Source organism: Geodermatophilus saharensis (genome assembly GCF_900188205.1).
GTDB lineage: Bacteria > Actinomycetota > Actinomycetes > Mycobacteriales > Geodermatophilaceae > Geodermatophilus > Geodermatophilus saharensis.
The window spans coordinates 292,893-310,401 of record NZ_FZOH01000002.1; the positions used below are offsets into that span (position 1 = coordinate 292,893).

Sequence of the window (17,509 nt, forward strand, 5' to 3'; positions counted from 1 at the left end):
CGGGGGTCCGCCGTCAGGACAGCCAGGTGACGCCGGCCTGGCGTCCGGTGACGCCGTCGCGGCGGTGGCTGAACAGCCGCCGGTCCTCGACGGTGCAGCGCGGGTCGTGGACCACCTGGGCCAGGCCGGCGCGGGTCAGCAGCTCGTCGAGGCCGGCGCGCAGGTCCAGCCCCGGGGTGCCCCGCCGGGTCCGGACGGCGGCCGCCGGGGCGACGCGGGCCACCTCGGCCTGCATCGCGCGCGGCACCTCGTAGCAGGGGCCGCAGACGGCCGGGCCGAGCAGCGCGGTGGTGTCGGCCGGGCGGCTGCCGAGCCGGGCCATGGCGGCCAGCGTCGCGGGGACCACGCCCTGCCGGACGCCCTCGCGGCCGGCGTGGACGGCGGCGACCACCCCGGCGACCGGGTCGGCCAGCAGCACCGGGACGCAGTCGGCGACGAGCACGCACAGCACCACGCCGGGCGTGCGGGTGACCAGCGCGTCGGTGGCCGGCAGCGGCGCCTCGACCGGCCCGTCGACGACGGCGACGGCGGTGCCGTGGACCTGGTCCATCCACACCAGCCGCTCCCCGGGCACGCCGAGCTCGCGGGCGAGGCGCTCGCGGTTGGCCGCGACGTCGACGGGGTCGTCCCCGACGTGGACCCCGAGGTTGAACGCGTCGTAGGGCGGACGCGAGCGGCCGCCCCGCCGGTCGGTGACCACCCGTCGAGGGCGCACCGCCGGCCGGGCGGCCGGGATCTCGCTCACGCGGCCCCCGTGCAGGGGCCCGCCGCGAGCGTGCGAGCGGTGGGGGGCACGGGGGTCCTTCTACTGGCGGAGGAAGTCCGGGATGTCGAGCTCCTCCTCGAAGTCCTCGTTGCCCAGCGGCCGGCGGCCGGCGGCCCCGGACGCGGCACCGTGGACCGGCGGCAGCGGCGGGACGGTGATGCCGCCGCCGGGCGGGGTCGCGCGGGACACCGGGGCCGGCGCCGGGGAGACGGGGGCCGGCGGGACCGACCCGACCAGCCGCTCCCCCGTGGCCCGCGGCAGGCCGGCCGACGGCGCCGGGGCGACCGGCGGCGACGGCAGCCGCCCGGGGGCGGTCGTGGGCCCGGCGGACGGGACGGCCGCGACCGCGCCGTCCTTGCGCGAGGACGGGCGCCCGCCGTCGAAGCCGGCGGCGATGACGGTCACGCGGACCTCGTCGCCGAGGGCGTCGTCGATGACCGCACCGAAGATGATGTTGGCGTCGGCGTGGGCCGCGTCGGACACCAGCGAGGCGGCCTCGTTGATCTCGAACAGGCCCAGGTCCGAGCCGCCGGAGATCGACAGCAGGACGCCGTGGGCGCCCTCCATGGAGGCCTCCAGCAGCGGGCTGGCGATCGCCTGCTCGGCGGCGAGCAGCGCGCGGTTGTCCCCGCGGGCGCTGCCGATGCCCATGAGGGCCGAGCCGGCGCCGGACATGACCGACTTGACGTCGGCGAAGTCGAGGTTGATCAGGCCGGGGGTGGTGATCAGGTCGGTGATGCCCTGGACACCGGAGAGCAGCACCTGGTCGGCGGTGCGGAAGGCGTCCATCACGCTGACGTTGCGGTCACCGAGCTGCAGCAGCCGGTCGTTGGGGATGACGATGAGCGTGTCGCACTCGTTGCGCAGCTCCTCGATCCCCGACTCGGCCTGCACGGCGCGCCGCTTGCCCTCGAAGGAGAACGGGCGGGTGACCACGCCGATGGTGAGCGCGCCGAGCTTGCGGGCGATCGAGGCCACCACCGGCGCGCCGCCGGTGCCGGTGCCACCACCCTCGCCGGCGGTCACGAAGACCATGTCGGCGCCCTTGAGCACCTCCTCGATCTCCTCGCGGTGGTCCTCGGCCGCCTGGCGGCCGACGTCGGGCTGCGCGCCGGCACCGAGGCCGCGGGTGAGCTCCCGGCCGACGTCGAGCTTGACGTCGGCGTCGCTCATCAACAGCGCCTGGGCGTCGGTGTTGATGGCGATGAACTCCACCCCCTTCAGACCGACCTCGATCATCCGGTTCACCGCGTTCACGCCGCCGCCGCCGATGCCGACGACCTTGATGACCGCGAGGTAGTTGTGCGGAGGTGTCATGTGGGGCTCCCGACCTCGACCCTCATCCTCAAGTGGAGACTTAGCGTTATGTCAACTGGGTCGACGCGGACGAAGTTAGGTGGGCCCTGTCGGCACCATCAAGCACCCTCCTCGGACCGGCGTGTCGCGACCCCCGCTTCTCACGGATCTCCGGCGACCCGCTGGTCACATCTGCACCACCGATCGTGACGACCCGCGGTCGGCGATCCCTCATGCCGGGGTCGAGACCGTGAGCACCGGCACCCGTGGCCGGATTCGGTCCCGATGTCGTGTCGGGCGTGTCGCCGCAGCGGGCGTGTCGGCGGCGCGCCGGTCGATCAGCGGTCCGCACGCGGGCACGCACGCACGGCAACGGGATGGAACGGCCTTCCTGCAGGGTCCCGCCTCGAGCGGAGCGAGGGGTGGGGGGCAGGACGGTCCTCCGTCACCGGAGGACGACGGCGTCCGGCGCGCTGACGTCGATGGTCGCGGCCGGCTCGAGGGCGCCGGAGGCGAGCCGGTCCAGCAGGGCCACCAGCGCGGCGGCGCGGCGGTCGTCGTCGGCGTCGTCGCCGGTGCCGCCCCACACGACGGTGGTGCCGTCGGTGAGCGTGAGCGTCACGTCGTCGGTGGAGGGGGCCGACGCCCGGGCGACCTGCTGCCGGACCGCGGCGGGCAGCGCGCCCAGCGCGTCGAGCCCGGCCCGGGTGGCGGCGTCGTCGGGACCGGGGTCGGCGACGTCGAGCGGCACCACCCCGGCCGGCGCCTCGCCGGTGACGGTGTCGAAGAGCACGCCGGAGGCGTCGACCAGAGAGCGGGTGCCGCCGTCCTCGACGACGGCGACCGGCCGCCGCTCGGCCACGGTGACCACGACGCTGCCCGGCCAGCCGCGGGCGACCTGCACCGAGGCGACCTGCGGCAGCCGGGCGACCCGCGCCTCGGCGGCCTCGACGTCGACCCGCAGCAGCGGCGTCCCCTCGGCCACCCCGGCGGCGGTGCGCACCTGCTCGGCGGTCAGCGTGGTGGCCCCGTCGACGCGGACCCCGCGCACCGCCAGCAGCGGGCTGGCCCACAGCGCCCACCAGGCCAGCGCCAGGACGAGCAGGGCCGCGGCGGCGCCGACCAGTCGGCGCCGGCGCCGGTCGCGCGGGGTGTCCCGGCGCCGCCGGCGGGCCGGCCGGGCGACCTCGACCGGCGTCCCGCGCTCGCGGTCGGCGGTGGTGAGGCCGGCGCGGCTCACCGGACGGCGTCCCCGCCGCCCGGGCCGGCCAGCGCGGCCAGCACCTCCGGGCCGACCATGGAGACGTTGCCGGCGCCCATGGTGATGACCAGGTCGCCGGGCCGCGCCCGGGCGGCCAGGGCCGGGGCGGCCGCCGACCAGGAGGGCTCGAAGTGCACCCGCTCGGGCGGCAGCGGGACGGCGTCGGCGACCATCGCGCCGGTGACACCGGGCACCGGGTCCTCGCGGGCGCCGTAGACGTCCATGACCACGACCTCGTCGGCCAGCCCCAGCGCCTCGCCGAAGGCCGCCGCGAACTCGCGGGTCCGGCTGTACAGGTGCGGCTGGAAGGCCACCACCACGCGGCCCTCCCCCGCCACCGCGCGCGCGGCCCGCAGCTGCGCGGTGACCTCGGTCGGGTGGTGGGCGTAGTCGTCGTAGACCCGCACGCCGGCGGCGGTGCCCTTGAGCTCGAAGCGGCGGTGCACCCCGCCGAAGCGCTCGAGCCCGGCGACCAGCCCCTCGGCGGGCAGCCCCAGCTCCAGGCCGGCCAGCAGCGCCGCGGCGCTGTTACGGGCCATGTGCTCCCCCGGGACCCGGATGCGCACGCGGCCGAGCACGGCGCCGTCGAGCACGGCGGTCCAGGCGGTGGCGTCGGCGCCGACGTCGAGGTCGACGATCCGCAGGTCGGCGTCCTCGGCGGTGCCGTAGGTGCGCAGGCGAGCCGGGGTGGGCACGTCCCGCAGCCGGGCCGAGCCGGGGTCGTCGGCGCAGACGACGACGAAGCCGTCGGGGTGGACGGTGCCCAGGAAGCGGTCGAAGGCGGCCTCGACGGCGGCGAGGTCGCCGTAGTTGTCCAGGTGGTCGGCCTCGACGTTGGTGACGACGGCCCCGTACGGCGCGAGCAGCAGGAAGGACCGGTCGCTCTCGTCGGCCTCGGCGACGAAGACGTCGCCCTGCCCCGCGTGCGCGTTGCTGCCCGACTCGTTGAGGGTGCCGCCGATGGCGAAGGAGGCGTCGACGCCGCAGGCCTGCACCGCGACGGTGAGCATCGAGGTGGTCGAGGTCTTGCCGTGCGTGCCGGCGACGGCGACGCTGCGCCGGCCGGACATCACCGCGGCCAGCGCGACGGCGCGGGGCAGCACGGTCAGCCCGCGCGCCCGGGCGGCGGCCAGCTCCGGGTTGTCCTCGCGGATGGCAGAGGAGACGACGACGGAGTCGGCGTCGCCGAGGTGGGCGGCGTCGTGGCCGGTCTCGACCCGGGCACCGAGGGCCCGCAGCGCCAGCAGGGTCGGGGTCTCGCGGCGGTCGCTGCCGGAGACGCGCACCCCGCGGGCGAGCAGGATCCGCGCGATGCCGCTCATGCCGGCGCCGCCGATGCCGATGAAGTGCACGGCGCCGAGGTCGGCCAGGGAGGGCACCGGGCCGGTCCAGGCCGCGGTCGCGTCAGCCGTCACCGGTGGCCACCTCCAGCACGATGTCGGCCAGCCGCTCGTCGGCGTCGGGCACCCCGGCCGCGGCGGCGTGGGCGGCGTACCCGGCCAGCGCCGCGGGGTCGGTGAGCAGCGGCACCAGGGTGGCCTCGATCCAGGCGGGTGAGAGGTCGGCGTCGTCGACGAGCAGCCCGCCGCCGGCCTCGACGACCGGCAGCGCGTTGCGGCGCTGCTCGCCGTTGCCGATGGGCAGCGGCACGAACGCCGCCGCCAGCCCGACGGCGGACAGCTCCGCGACGGTGACCGCCCCCGAGCGGCACAGCGCGAGGTCCGCGGCGGCGTAGGCGAGGTCCATCCGCTCCAGGTAGTCGACGACGACGTAGGGCGCCGACCCGGCCGGCCGCGGGGGCACCGTGACGTCGGTGTTCTTGGGCCCGCGGGCGTGCAGCACCTGCACCCCCGCGGCGGTGAGCGCGTCGGCCGCGGCGACCGCGGCGCGGTTGAGCGAGGCCGCGCCCTGCGACCCGCCGAAGACCAGCAGCGTCGGGCGGTCGGCGTCCAGACCGAACTGCGCGCGGGCCGCGGGCCGGGTGGCGGCGCGGTCGAGGGTGGTGATCGCCGAGCGCAGCGGCATGCCGACGTGCTCGCCGCGGTGCAGCGGCGTCCCGGGCACGGTGACCGCGACCCGGGCGGCCACCCGGGCGCCGACCCGGTTGGCCAGACCCGGCAGCGCGTTCTGCTCGTGCACGACCACCGGCACGCCGGCCCGCTTCGCGGCCAGGTAGGCCGGCAGCGCGACGTACCCGCCGAACCCGACGACGACGTCGGCGGCGAGCTCGGTGAGCAGGGCATGGGTCTCGGCGACCGCGCGGCGCACCCGGCCGGGTACGCGCAGCAGGTCGGGGGTGGGCCGGCGCGGCAGCGGGACCGGCGGGATCAGCCGCAGGTCGTACCCGCGGGCGGGGACCAGCCGGGTCTCCATGCCCCGCTCGGTGCCCAGGCAGGTGATCCGCGGCGCGGGGTCGCGACGCCGCAGCGCGTCGGCCAGCGCCAGCATCGGCTCGATGTGGCCGCCGGTGCCGCCGCCGGCGAGGACGACGCTCACCGGACGGCCGCCCGGGCGGGCGGCCGGGCCGGTCACCGGGACCGTCCCGGGCGGTCGGCGAGACCCCGCCGGTCGCGGTCGGGACGGCGGGCGGCCGGCGGCGGCACGCGGCGGGCGGTGCCGCGGTCCTCGGCGGGCCGCCGCAGGGGGTGGGCGCCGACCGGCCGGCGCGGGGCCGGGCGGGCCGGGTCGGGCTCGGGCCGCGGCCGGCGCTGGCGGACCGGGTCGACGGCGAGCTCGGGCACCGGCAGCAGCCAGCGGGCCGGCCGGCCGCGGTCGCGGCTGCGGGCGTACTCGATGGCCGCGGGCTCGGATCGGGCGAAGCGGATGAGGATCCCCACGATGAACAGGGTGAGCACCAGCGAGGTGCCACCGGCGGAGACCAGCGGCAGGGTGACCCCGGTGACCGGGAGGACGCCCACCACGTAGCCCATGTTCATGGCCGCCTGGCCGACCAGCCAGACGGTGATCGCCACGCTGGCCAGCGACACGAAGCGGTCGGCGGTCCGGCGGGCGATGCGGAAGCCGGCGTAGGCCAGCACCGCGTAGAGCGTGACGACGACCAGGCAGCCGAGGAAGCCGAGCTCCTCGCCGATGATCGCGAAGATGTAGTCCGACTCGGCCTCGGGCAGCAGGTTCCACTTCATGGCGCTGTTGCCCAGGCCCACCCCCCACAGCCCGCCGTTGGCCAGCGCGTAGAACCCGCGGACGGCCTGGAAGCCGGTGTCGGTCGGGTCGTCGAAGGGGTGCAGGAACGAGGTGACCCGCTCCAGGCGGTACTCCGAGGTGCCGACCATGAGCCAGACCAGCGTGGCGACGCTCGCGGTGCCGATCCCCCACAGCCGCCCCGGCAGGCCACCGGCCCACAGCAGCCCGGCGACGACGAGCAGCAGGCTGACCACCGCGCCGAAGTCCGGCTCGAGCATGAGCAGGCCGCTCATCAGGACGAAGACCGGCAGCAGGGGCACCAGCAGCGTCCGGACCGTCAGGTGGCGGCCGCGCAGGGCGAGCACGTGCGCGCCCCACAGGGCGACGACGAGCTTGGACAGCTCCGAGGGCTGGAAGTCGGTGAACCCGAGGCTGATCCAGGCCCGCGAGCCGTTGTACTCGACCCCGATGCCCGGGACGAGCACCGCGACCAGCAGCACGGTGACGACGACCAGCGCGACCGGTGACCAGCGGCGGACCAGCCCGGCGGGCAGCCGCACCGCGACGCCGAGCGCGACGAGACCGAGGACGGCGAAGACGAGCTGGTCGACGCCCGGGCGCCAGGCGGGCTGGTCGTCGAGGGCGGCCTCGATGGCCGAGGCGGAGAACACCATGACCAGCCCGATGGCCAGCAGCAGTCCGGCCGCGCCGATGACCAGGTGGCAGCTGGTCATCGGCCCCTCGAGCCAGGCCGGGCCGCGCAGCCGCCGTCGCAGGGGCGCCGCTGTGGACGTCCGGCGGGGCGTGCGCCGGGCGCGGGTGGACTCGCTGCGGCCGTCCATCCGGCCATCGTCGCCGAGCCGGGCGTGCGGTCCCGGCAGGGCTCCCGCGTGTCGCGTTCGTCGGCGCGGTGAGGTGCTGGAACGGCCCCCTCGCAGGGACCCGCGGCGAGCAGGTGAGGTGCTGGAACGGCCGCCCTCCAGGGGCCCGCGCCGAGCCTGCGAGGCGTGGGGGGGAGGGTGGTCCTTCGTCACAGGCCCGTGAGGGACAGCCAGTCGGCGTAGAACAGCCCCAGCCCGAAGGCCACGGCCATCCCGGTGACCAGCCAGAACCGCACGATGACGGTGTTCTCCGCCCACCCGGCGAGCTCGAAGTGGTGGTGCAGCGGGGCCATCCGGAACACCCGCCGGCGGGTCGCGCGGAAGAAGGCGACCTGGATGACCACCGACAGCGTCACCGCGACGAACAGGCCGCCGAGGACGATGAGCAGCAGCTCGGTGCGGGTGACGATGGCCATCCCGGCGAGCAGCCCGCCCAGGGCCAGCGAGCCGGTGTCGCCCATGAAGATCCGCGCCGGGCTGGTGTTCCACCACAGGAAGCCCAGGCAGGCGCCCAGCGCCGCGGCGGCCACCAGCGTGACGTCGAGCGGGTCCCGCACCTGGTAGCAGCCGTCGACCGCGGCGGTGGCGCAGTCGTGGGTGAACTGCCAGAAGCTCATGACGACGTAGGCGCCGAACACCATCGCCGAGCACCCGGCCGCCAGCCCGTCGAGGCCGTCGGTGAGGTTGACCGCGTTGGAGAACCCGGCGATGAACAGGTAGGCCAGGACCACGAAGCCGATGGCGCTGACGAACAGCGGCTCGATGTCGCGGACGTAGGAGACGAACTCCGACGCCGGCGTCACCCCGGCCTCGTCGGGGAAGTTCAGCGCCAGGACGGCGAAGGTGAGCCCGACGACGAGCTGCCCGACGAGCTTGGCGGTCTTGTTCAGCCCGAGGCTGCGCCGGTGACGGATCTTGAGGTAGTCGTCGAGGAAGCCGACGGTGCCCAGGCCCACCATGAGGAACAGCAGCAGCAGGCCGGTGGCGGTGACACCGCGTCCGGGCTGGCCGATGAGGAAGAGGTGGGCGATCAGGTAGCCGCCGACCGTGGCCCCGACGATGACGGTGCCGCCCATGGTGGGCGTGCCCTTCTTCGACAGGTGCGACTCGGGGCCGTCGTCGCGGATCTCCTGGCCGAAGCCGCGCCGCCGGAAGGCGCGCACGGCCAGCGGCGTGGCCAGGATGGAGATGAACAGCCCGAACGCCGCGGCGATGAGGACGGACTTCACGCGCCTGCCCCGGCGCTCAGCAGGCCCTCGGCCAGGACCTCCAGCCCGTTCGACCGGCTGGCCTTCACCAGCACGACGTCACCGGGCACGAGCACCTCCGAGAGCAGGTCGAGGGCGGCCGCCCGGTCGGGCACGGACACGGCGCGCGTCGCGGCGTCGGTGCTGCTGCCCTCCGCCTCGCGGGCACCGGCGGCCGTGGCACCCCTCACCATCCCTACCGCATCGGGTCCGACGGCGACGAGCAGGTCGACGCCCGCGGCGACCGCGTCGCGGCCGAGCCGCTCGTGCTCGGCGACGGCGTCGGCGCCGAGCTCGGCCATCCCGCCGAGGACGGCGACCCGCCGGCCCGCCGGCAGCCCGGCGAGGGCGGCCAGCGCCGCGCGCATGGACTCGGGGTTGGCGTTGTAGGCGTCGTTGACCACGGTCACGCCGTCGGCGCGGCGGGTGACCTCCATGCGCCAGCGGCTGCGCGGCTGGGCCTGCGACAGCGCGCCGGCGACGGCGGCCGGTGTCATCCCGGCGGCGAGCGCGGCGGCCGCGGCCGACAGCGCGTTGGCCACCTGGTGCTCACCGACCACCTGCAGCGCCACGGGGTGCCGCTCGCCGCCGGCGACGAGGGTGAACCGGGCGCGGGCGGTGTCGTCGAGGACGACGTCGGTGGCGCGGACGTCGGCGTCGGCGGTGCGCCCGGTGGTGACCACCCGGGCGCGGGTGCGCGGCGCCATCCCGAGCACGCGGGCGTCGTCGGCGTTGAGGACGGCGGTGCCGGCCTCCGGCAGCGCCTCGACCAGCTCGCCCTTGGCCACCGCGATGGCGTCGGCCGACCCGAACTCGCCGAGGTGGGCCGAGCCGACGTTGAGCACCACCCCGACGTCGGGACGGGCCAGCGTGCACAGCCGCGCGATGTGGCCGATCCCGCGGGCGCCCATCTCCAGGACCAGGTACCGGGTGTCCTCGCCGGCCGAGAGCACGGTGAGCGGCATGCCGATGTCGTTGTTGTAGGAGCCGGGCGGGCTGACGGTGGGACCGGCGGCGGCCAGCACCTGGCCGAGCAGGTCCTTGGTGGAGGTCTTGCCCGAGGAGCCGGTGATGCCGACGGTCAGCAGGCCGCCGGCGGCGAGCCGGGTGTGCACCAGCGCGGCCAGCCGGCCGAGCGCGACCACGGTGTCGTCGACGACGAGGGCCGGCAGCGGGCCGCCGGGGCGGGTGGTCAGCGCGGCGACGGCGCCGGCGGCCGCGGCGGCGTCGAGGAAGTCGTGCCCGTCGACCCGCTCGCCGGCGACGGCGACGAACAGGTCGCCGGCCGAGACGCCGCGGGAGTCCAGCGTCACGCCGGTGACGGCGAGGTCACCGGCGCCGGGCGGCACGGCCGCGCCGACGGCCTGCGCGACCTCGGCCAGGGAGAGGGCGATCACCGGGAGGCCGCCCCGGCGGGGGCCGACGCCCCCGGCTGCAGGGCGGCGAGCACCTCGCGCAGCACGGCGCGGTCGTCGAACGGCGTCACGGTGCCGGAGACCTCCTGTCCCGACTCGTGTCCCTTGCCGGCGACCAGCACCGTGTCGCCGGGGCGGGCCAGCGCGACGGCGCGGGCGATGGCCGCCCGGCGGTCGCCGACCTCCTCGACGGCGGCGCGGCGTCCCGCCGGCACCCCGGCCAGCACGGCGGCGCGGATGGCGGCGGGGTCCTCCGAGCGCGGGTTGTCGTCGGTGACCACGACCAGGTCGCTGCCCAGCGCCGCCGCCGCGCCCATCGCCGGGCGCTTGCCCTGGTCGCGGTCGCCGCCACAGCCGAGCACGGTGATCAGCCTGCCCCGGGTGGCGGCGCGCAGCGCGGCGAGCGCGGTGGCCACGGCGTCGGGGGTGTGGGCGTAGTCGACGACGGCGGTGAACGGCTGGCCGGCGTCGACCGGCTCCATGCGGCCGGGGACGACGGTGGCCGCCACGCCGGCGAGCGCCTGCGGCACCGGGACACCCACGGCGTCGAGCAGGGCGACGGCGAGGACGGCGTTGGTGACGTTGAACCGCCCGGGCAGCCGCACGCTGCCCGGCCAGCTGCCGCCGGGGCCGGTGAGGGTGAAGGTGGAGCCGCCGTCGGGCGCGGTCGCGACGCCGGTGGCGGTCCAGGTGGCGGGGGCGCCGTCGGCGGAGACGGTGACCGCCCGCTCCCCCAGCATCCCGGCCAGGCGGCGGCCGGCGTCGTCGTCGACCACGACCACCTCGGTGGCCGCGCGGCCGTCGAAGAGCAGCGCCTTGGCCCGGAAGTAGCTCTCCAGGTCGCCGTGGAAGTCGAGGTGGTCCTGGCTGAGGTTGGTGAAGCCGGCCGCGGCGAAGGGCACCCCGCCGACCCGGCCCTGCACCAGCGCGTGGCTGGAGACCTCCATGACGACGGCGTCGACGCCGGACTCGGCCATGGTGGCCAGCAGCGCGTGCAGCACCGGCGCCTCGGGCGTGGTGCGGACGCTGGGGAAGGTCGTCTCCGCGCCGTCGCGGCCGCGGGTGCGCGACTGCACGGTGCCGATCAGCCCGGTGCCGCGGCCCGCGGCGGCCAGCCCCGCCTCGACCAGGTAGCTCGTCGTCGTCTTGCCGTTGGTGCCGGTGATGCCGATGACCGGCAGCCGGCGGGCGGGCTCGCCGTAGACGCGGGCGGCGACGGCGCCGAGGCGGGCGCGGGGGTCGTCGACGACGCACACCGGCAGGCCGGTGGCGGCGGCCTGCTCCCGGCCGGCGGGGTCGGTGAGGACGGCGACCGCACCGCGCGCGGCGGCGTCGGCGGCGTAGCGGGCGCCGTGGGTGCGGGCCCCGGGCAGGGCGGCGTAGAGGTCGCCGGGGGCCACCTCGGTGGAGGCGAGGGTGACGCCGCGGACCGCGGTGGCGGGGTCGCCCTGCACGGGGTCGCCGACGAGGTCGGCCAGCGCGCTGAGGGCGAGCGGGCGGTTCCCCGCGGGCCGGGGCGCCGACCCGGGTCCGGTCGGGCTCACGTCGGGCCAATCTACCGGCGCACCGACCGCGGCCCGCGCACCCGCGGCCGCTCGGCGGTGTCCGACCCCGTGCACGTCCGCGGAAGTGCTCGCCGGACGACCGGGCACTTCCGCGGAAGTGCCCGGCTCAGTCGCCGGCGGGCGGGCCGGCGGCGGCCGCCGCCTGGTCCTCGCGGGTGAACGCGAAGTCCGGGCGCGGCGTGCCGGAGGGCACCACGCCGGCGGAGGTGAGCACGTACCGCATGACGTCGGCGAACACCGGCGCGGCGACCTGCCCGCCCTCCGCGGAGCTGGTGGGCCGCTCGAGGTCGACGGCGACGACGTACTGCGGGTCGTCGGCGGGGGCGAACCCGACGAACGTCGTCACGTAGCCGCCGCCGTCGTAGCAGTTGCACTCGGGGTTGGCGCGCTGGGCGGTGCCGGTCTTGCCGGCGACCCGGTAGCCGTCGACCTGCGCGAGCGGCGCGGTGCCGCCGGGGCCGACGACGGCCTCCAGCATGTGCGCGAGGTCGGCGGCGGTGTCCTCGCTGACGACGCGGGTCGGCTCGGGCGCGTCCGGCGTGGTCGTCGTCCCGTCGGGGGCGGTGACCGAGGAGACCACGCGGGGGGCGATGCGGACGCCGTCGTTGGCGATGGCCTGGTAGACCGAGGCCATCTGCAGGGTCGTCACCGACACGCCCTGCCCGATCGCGATGTTGGCCGCGCGGCTGTCCTCCCACTCGTCGGCGCCCTGCAGGATCCCGGCGCTCTCGCCGGGCAGCTCCACCCCGGTCTTCGCGCCGACGCCGAACGCGCGCAGGTACTGCTCCAGCTTCGCGTCCCCGACCTCGCGGGCCAGCATGATCGTGCCGACGTTGCTGGACTTGGCGAGGATGCCGGTCACCGTCCAGTCGATCGGCTCGTGGTCGTGGGCGTCGGTGACCACCGTGTCGCCGGCCCGGATGTGGCCGTCGACGGTGAGCACGGTGTCGGGGGTGGTCACGCCCTCCTCGAGCGCGGCGGCCATGGTCACCGCCTTCATGACCGAGCCGGGCTCGAAGACGTCGCTGACGACGGGGTTGCCGAGCAGCTCGGGGTCGGTGCGGCCGGCCTGCGCGGGGTCGTAGCCGGGGCAGGAGCCCATGGCGACGACCTCGCCGGTGTGCACGTCGAGCACGACGGCCGAGGCACGGGTGGTCGCGCCGTCGGCGCAGGCCGCGGCGAGCCGCTGCTCCACGACGTACTGCACGTCCTGGTCGAGGGTGAGCTCGACGGTGCTGCCGTCGGTGGCCGGCGTCGACTCGTCGATGCCCGCCGGGATCGGGTTGCCGCCGCTGCCGACCTCGACCCGGCGGCGGCCGTCGGTGCCGGCGAGGGTGTCCTCGAAGCGCAGCTCGACCCCGCCGAGGCCGGTGCCGTCGCGGCCGGTCCAGCCGACCACCTGCCCGCCGACGGCGCCGGCCGGGTAGAGCCGCACCGGGTCGTCCTCGAAGTACACCCCGGGCAGGCCGAGCTCCTCGATGGCCTCCACGGTCTCCGGCGGAACCTGCCGGGCGAGGCTGACGTAGCGCCCGTCGGAGGAGAGCTGCTCGGTGAGCTCGTCGACCGGGACGTCGATCAGCGCGGTCAGCGCCAGCGCGGCGCGCTCGGGGTCCTCGACGAGGGAGGGGTCGGCGGTGACCCGCGAGGCGTCGACGGTGTAGGCGAGGGGGTTGCCGTCCCGGTCGACGACGGCGCCGCGCAGCGCGGCGAGGGGGACGTCGGCGAGCCGGTCCTGCTCGGCGCGGTAGGCGAGGTCGGCGCTGTCGACGCCCTGCAGCAGCACCAGCCGTCCGGTGACCACCAGCAGCGGGACGACGACGAGCACCAGCCCCCACCACAGGCGCGCAGGGGCGGCGCTCAGCGGCCGGCCGCTGTGCCGGCGTCCCTGCGCGCGCCGCGGGACGAACGCGCCGGCGCGGGTCGCTCCCCCGCCCCGAGGGGCGGCACCACGGCGTTCGGGGCTGCGGCGCTCGACACCTCGGCGCTCGGGGGTCCGGCGTTCGGGGCTGCGGCGTTCGGGGCTGCGGCGCTCGGGGGTCCGGCGCTCGGGGCTGCGGCGCTCGGGGCTGTGGCGCTCGGAGGCGCGCCGCCCGGGGTCGCCGGGGCGGGCGGTCTCGCGGGACAGGTCGCGGGGCGCCACGTCAGCCGCCGTCCGCTGCGGGCTGCTCGGGGCCCGGCGCCGGCTCGGGGGTGCCGCGCAGCGTGGCGCTCCCGTCGGGACCGATGACGAGGTAGGCGGCGGCACCGGCGGGGACCAGCCCGGCGGCGGCCGCGGCGGCGGCGAGCTGGGCCGGGGCGCCGCCGGCCACCACCTGCTGCTCGAGCTGCTGGACCTCCTCGGCCTTCTCGGCGTTGGCGGCGCGCAGCTCGGTGGCCTTGAGCGAGTTGACCGCGATGGCCGTGTTGAGGACCAGCAGGCCGATGGTGGTGGCCACCAGGAGCACGAGGACGAACAGCACGAACGGCGCCCGGCGGCCGGCGGCCGCGGCGCGCGCCCGGCCGGCGACGCCGCTCGCCGGCCGCGGCTCGGCCGTCGACGGCACGCCCGGTGCCGGACCGGTGCCGCGCGAGGGCCGGACCGGCACGCCGCGCACCGGCCGGGAGGGCAGCGTCCGCACCGGCCGGGAGGGCAGCGCGCGCAGCGGCCGGGACGGGACCACGTGCGGCGTCTGCGGCGTGGCGGTCGCCTTCGGGGTGGTGCGGGTGGCGCCGTCGCGCGGCGCGCGGGCAGCGGCGCTCACGCGGCTCTCCGGATGCGCTCGGCGGCCCGGACGCGGGCCGAGGCCGCCCGCGGGTTGGCGGCGAGCTCCTCCTCGGAGGGCGCCTCGCCGCCACGGGTGAGCAGCCGCAGCACCGGGCCGTACTCGGGCAGCCGGACCGGCAGCTCCGGCGGCGTCCGGTCGGTGGCGCCCGCGGCGAGGATCTGCTTGACGATCCGGTCCTCCAGCGAGTGGAACGTGATGACGGCGATGCGGCCGCCCACCGCGAGCGCATCCAGCGCCGCCGGCAGCGCCCGCTGCAGCACCCCCAGCTCGTCGTTGACCTCGATCCGCAGCGCCTGGAAGGTCCGCTTGGCGGGGTGGCCGCCGGTGCGCCGGGTGGCCGCCGGGATCGACTCGCGCACCAGGTGGGCCAGCCGCTCGGTGCCGGTGAACGGCTCGCGGGCGCGCTCGCGCACGATCGCCCCGGCGATGCGGGCGGCGAAGCGCTCCTCGCCGTAGACCCGCAGCACCCGGGTCAGCTCGGCGGCGGAGTAGGTGTTGACGACGTCGGCGGCCGACCTCGGCGCGTCGGGGTCCATGCGCATGTCCAGCGGGCCGTCGGCGGCGTAGCTGAAGCCGCGGTCGGCGCGGTCGAGCTGCAGCGAGGACACGCCGAGGTCGAACAGCACCGCCTGCACCTCGGTCAGCCCGAGCCGGTCGAGGACGTCGGGCAGCTCGTCGAAGACGGCCGGCACCAGCGTGGCGCGGTCGCGGTGGCCGGCGGCGGCGATGCGGGCGGCGGCCTCGACGCGGGCGTGCGGGTCGCGGTCGAGCCCGACCAGCCGCAGGCCGGGGTGGGCGTCGAGCAGGGCCAGGGCGTGCCCGGCGAGGCCCAGGGTGGCGTCGACGAGGACGGCGCCGTCGCGGGCGCAGGCGGGGCCGAGCAGCTGGGCGACCCGGTCGAGGAGGACGGGCACGTGCACCGCGGGCCGGGTCGGCTCGGGCGTGCTCATCGTCGGTCTCCTCGGGTCGGGCTCCCGCGCGGGACGCGTCGTCGCCGGTCGGGTGCGCCCATGGTGGCGCGGGCAGCGGGTCGGCTGGGGGAGCTCGGCGGCGTGCCGCGGGACGGACGGGACGCGAGGGACGCCGTGCGGCAGGGCGCGGGCAGGCCGGAGGCCACCCGGGCGGGACGCGCGGGTGGGGCCGTGTGGGGTCCGGGGGGCGGGGTGGAGCGGGGGTGGGGACCCCCACCCCCCGCGGGACCGCCTGGCGCCGGGGAAGTGCGTCAGGAGGGGGCCGCGGGGGGCGGAGGCCGCCGATGCCGGTCACCGGCGGGGCCGGTGGCGTGGGGACGCCGGGGTCCGCGCGGGGACCGAGCCGCGGGGAAGGCGGTTCGGGCCGTACCCGGTCGAGCCGCGGGGAAGTCGGCTCGCGGTCGGGTGCGCGGCGGCCGGGGCGACCGGCTGGACGGGGTCAGGACAGCGTGGGCATCCCCTCGCTCTCCATGGCGGCGAACGCCGCCTCCTGCTCGGCCTCGTAGGAGTCCCACGTGGCCTGGTCCCAGATCTCGAAGCGGGTGTCGACGCCGACCACCACGACGTCGCGGTCGAGGCCGGCGTACTGGCGCAGGCTCGCGGGGATGGTGATGCGGCCGGCCTTGTCCGGCTCGACCTCGACCATCGAGCCGAAGCTCAGGCGGGCGCGCATGCGGGCCTCGGCGGTGTCGGCGGGGGCCATCGCGGCGGCGGCGCGGCTCTGCTCGGCGACGCGGGCCATGGTGAGGCCGTAGACACAGCGCTCCTGGCCCTTCTTGATCACCATGCCGTCGGCCACCTGGTCCCGGAAGCGCACGGGGAGCGCGAGCCGGCCCTTCTCGTCGAGCCGCAACGAGTAGCTGCCGACGAACACCGGATCACCTCCCCCATGCGCCCTCCTCGCGTCCACTGCGGACCCGGGACGGGCCCTGGCTCCCCACCGCGCCACACACTAACCCACTACGCCCCACCCAACACCACTCGACACCATGTCGTGACCGGTTCTCCCCACCGCTCCCCGCGCAGGTCAGCGGCGGTTCCCCGGGCTCCCCGCCGGCAGGGGGGCGCGGGTGGGGCCGGGTGGGGCGCGCGACCCCCGCGGGGCCGGCCCGGGAGCCCCTGCCGACCGTGCCGGTGGGGTCTCCGGACGGTCCCCGGCAGCCGGTGCGCGGACCTGCTCCGGAACGGCGGTGGGCACGTACCGTGGGCCGGGTGACCGACACCATGCGTGCGGCGGACGGGACGGCGGGGCTGCCGGTCGACGTCGCCGCGGAGGGCGCGCGCATCACGGCCAACGTCGCGCGGGTCGTCCAGGGCAAGCCCGACGTCGTCCGCCTGGCCCTGGTCGTGCTCCTCGCCGAGGGTCACCTGCTGGTCGAGGACGTGCCCGGCACCGGCAAGACGACGCTGGCCAAGGCGCTGGCCGCGTCGATCGACGCCAGCGTCCGCCGCATCCAGTTCACGCCCGACCTGCTGCCCAGCGACGTCACCGGCGTGTCCATCTACGACCAGGAGACCCGCGCGTTCGAGTTCCGGCCGGGCGCGGTCTTCGCCAACGTCGTCGTCGCCGACGAGATCAACCGGGCCTCGCCCAAGACCCAGTCGGCGCTGCTGGAGTGCATGGAGGAGCGGCAGGTCACCGTCGACGGCGTCAGCTACGAGCTGGCCCGGCCGTTCCTGGTGATGGCCACGCAGAACCCGGTGGAGATGGAGGGCACCTACCCCCTCCCCGAGGCCCAGCGCGACCGGTTCACCGCACGGGTGTCGATGGGCTACCCCGACCGCGAGGCCGAGGTCGCCATGCTCGACGACCGCGGCACCGGCGACCCGCTGGCCACGCTCGCCCCGGTGGCCGACGCCGGCACGGTGCGCGCTCTCGTCGCCGCCGTCGGCACGCTGCACGTCTCCGACGCGCTGCGCCGGTACGTCGTCGCGCTGGTCGAGGCCACCCGCCGCTCCCCCGACCTGCGCCTGGGCGCCTCGCCCCGGGCCGGCCTGCAGCTGCTGCGCACCGCCCGGGCCTCGGCGGCGCTGGCCGGCCGCGACCACGTCCTGCCCGACGACGTCCAGGAGATGGCCCTGCCGGTGCTCGCCCACCGCCTGCTGCTCACCGCCGACGCCGCCGCCGCCCGGCGCACACCCGAGCAGGTGGTGCGCGGGCTGCTGGGCAGCGTGCCCGTCCTCCGCGGGCGCTGAGC

At 77.1% G+C, this 17,509-nt stretch carries 14 protein-coding genes; 1 reads left to right on the top strand and 13 read right to left on the bottom strand.

Annotated features, from left to right (window positions below):
• Positions 1 to 13 precede the first annotated feature (13 nt).
• The 13 genes from pgeF to mraZ form a co-directional block, all read right to left on the bottom strand.
• Entirely contained in the window at positions 14 to 745 is a 732-nt protein-coding gene (gene pgeF / locus CHC04_RS05670) for a peptidoglycan editing factor PgeF (RefSeq protein ID WP_217897191.1), read from the bottom strand.
• Positions 746 to 805: 60 nt separating this feature from the next.
• Positions 806 to 2,083: a cell division protein FtsZ gene (ftsZ, locus tag CHC04_RS05675; RefSeq protein ID WP_089402921.1), complete on the bottom strand. Its 1,278-nt coding sequence runs from the start codon at positions 2,081 to 2,083 to the stop codon at positions 806 to 808.
• Positions 2,084 to 2,507: 424 nt separating this feature from the next.
• Positions 2,508 to 3,302, bottom strand: coding sequence for a cell division protein FtsQ/DivIB (locus CHC04_RS05680; protein WP_089402922.1), 795 nt, complete (start codon positions 3,300 to 3,302; stop codon positions 2,508 to 2,510).
• Complete coding sequence (gene murC, locus CHC04_RS05685; RefSeq protein WP_089402923.1) at positions 3,299 to 4,738, bottom strand: UDP-N-acetylmuramate--L-alanine ligase; 1,440 nt, start codon at positions 4,736 to 4,738, stop codon at positions 3,299 to 3,301. The genes CHC04_RS05680 and murC overlap by 4 nt, the downstream gene beginning before the upstream one ends.
• The gene (gene murG / locus CHC04_RS05690; protein ID WP_245817009.1) at positions 4,728 to 5,855 is read right to left on the bottom strand and encodes an undecaprenyldiphospho-muramoylpentapeptide beta-N-acetylglucosaminyltransferase; all 1,128 of its coding nucleotides are present in this window, start codon (positions 5,853 to 5,855) and stop codon (positions 4,728 to 4,730) included. Before murG ends, murC begins: the two co-directional genes overlap by 11 nt.
• A complete protein-coding gene (gene ftsW / locus CHC04_RS05695; protein ID WP_089402924.1) occupies positions 5,852 to 7,309 on the bottom strand; it encodes a putative lipid II flippase FtsW in 1,458 nt (485 codons plus the stop codon). The genes murG and ftsW overlap by 4 nt, the downstream gene beginning before the upstream one ends.
• Positions 7,310 to 7,497: 188 nt before the next feature.
• Positions 7,498 to 8,577 (bottom strand): phospho-N-acetylmuramoyl-pentapeptide-transferase, encoded by a 1,080-nt coding sequence (gene mraY / locus CHC04_RS05700; RefSeq protein ID WP_089402925.1) that lies wholly within the window; start codon positions 8,575 to 8,577, stop codon positions 7,498 to 7,500.
• Positions 8,574 to 9,992 carry a UDP-N-acetylmuramoyl-tripeptide--D-alanyl-D-alanine ligase gene (locus tag CHC04_RS05705; protein WP_089402926.1) on the bottom strand — a complete coding sequence of 473 codons (1,419 nt, stop codon included), beginning with the start codon at positions 9,990 to 9,992 and terminating at the stop codon, positions 8,574 to 8,576. The genes mraY and CHC04_RS05705 overlap by 4 nt, the downstream gene beginning before the upstream one ends.
• The gene (locus CHC04_RS05710; protein ID WP_089402927.1) at positions 9,989 to 11,554 is read right to left on the bottom strand and encodes a UDP-N-acetylmuramoyl-L-alanyl-D-glutamate--2,6-diaminopimelate ligase; all 1,566 of its coding nucleotides are present in this window, start codon (positions 11,552 to 11,554) and stop codon (positions 9,989 to 9,991) included. Before CHC04_RS05710 ends, CHC04_RS05705 begins: the two co-directional genes overlap by 4 nt.
• A 127-nt stretch (positions 11,555 to 11,681) precedes the next feature.
• Positions 11,682 to 13,715, bottom strand: coding sequence for a peptidoglycan D,D-transpeptidase FtsI family protein (locus tag CHC04_RS05715; RefSeq protein WP_245817010.1), 2,034 nt, complete (start codon positions 13,713 to 13,715; stop codon positions 11,682 to 11,684).
• A 1-nt stretch (position 13,716) separates the two neighbouring features.
• Positions 13,717 to 14,316 (bottom strand): cell division protein FtsL, encoded by a 600-nt coding sequence (gene ftsL / locus CHC04_RS23945; RefSeq protein ID WP_089402928.1) that lies wholly within the window; start codon positions 14,314 to 14,316, stop codon positions 13,717 to 13,719.
• On the bottom strand, positions 14,313 to 15,290 hold the full coding sequence (gene rsmH / locus CHC04_RS05725; protein WP_089402929.1) for a 16S rRNA (cytosine(1402)-N(4))-methyltransferase RsmH: 978 nt from the start codon (positions 15,288 to 15,290) through the stop codon (positions 14,313 to 14,315). The genes ftsL and rsmH overlap by 4 nt, the downstream gene beginning before the upstream one ends.
• Before the next feature lie 460 nt (positions 15,291 to 15,750).
• On the bottom strand, positions 15,751 to 16,185 hold the full coding sequence (gene mraZ / locus CHC04_RS05730) for a division/cell wall cluster transcriptional repressor MraZ (RefSeq protein WP_089402930.1): 435 nt from the start codon (positions 16,183 to 16,185) through the stop codon (positions 15,751 to 15,753).
• Between the two features lie 338 nt (positions 16,186 to 16,523).
• Between mraZ and CHC04_RS05735 the strand changes: the two genes are divergently transcribed.
• Positions 16,524 to 17,507 (top strand): AAA family ATPase, encoded by a 984-nt coding sequence (locus CHC04_RS05735; RefSeq protein ID WP_245817011.1) that lies wholly within the window; start codon positions 16,524 to 16,526, stop codon positions 17,505 to 17,507.
• The last annotated feature ends 2 nt before the right edge of the window (positions 17,508 to 17,509 follow it).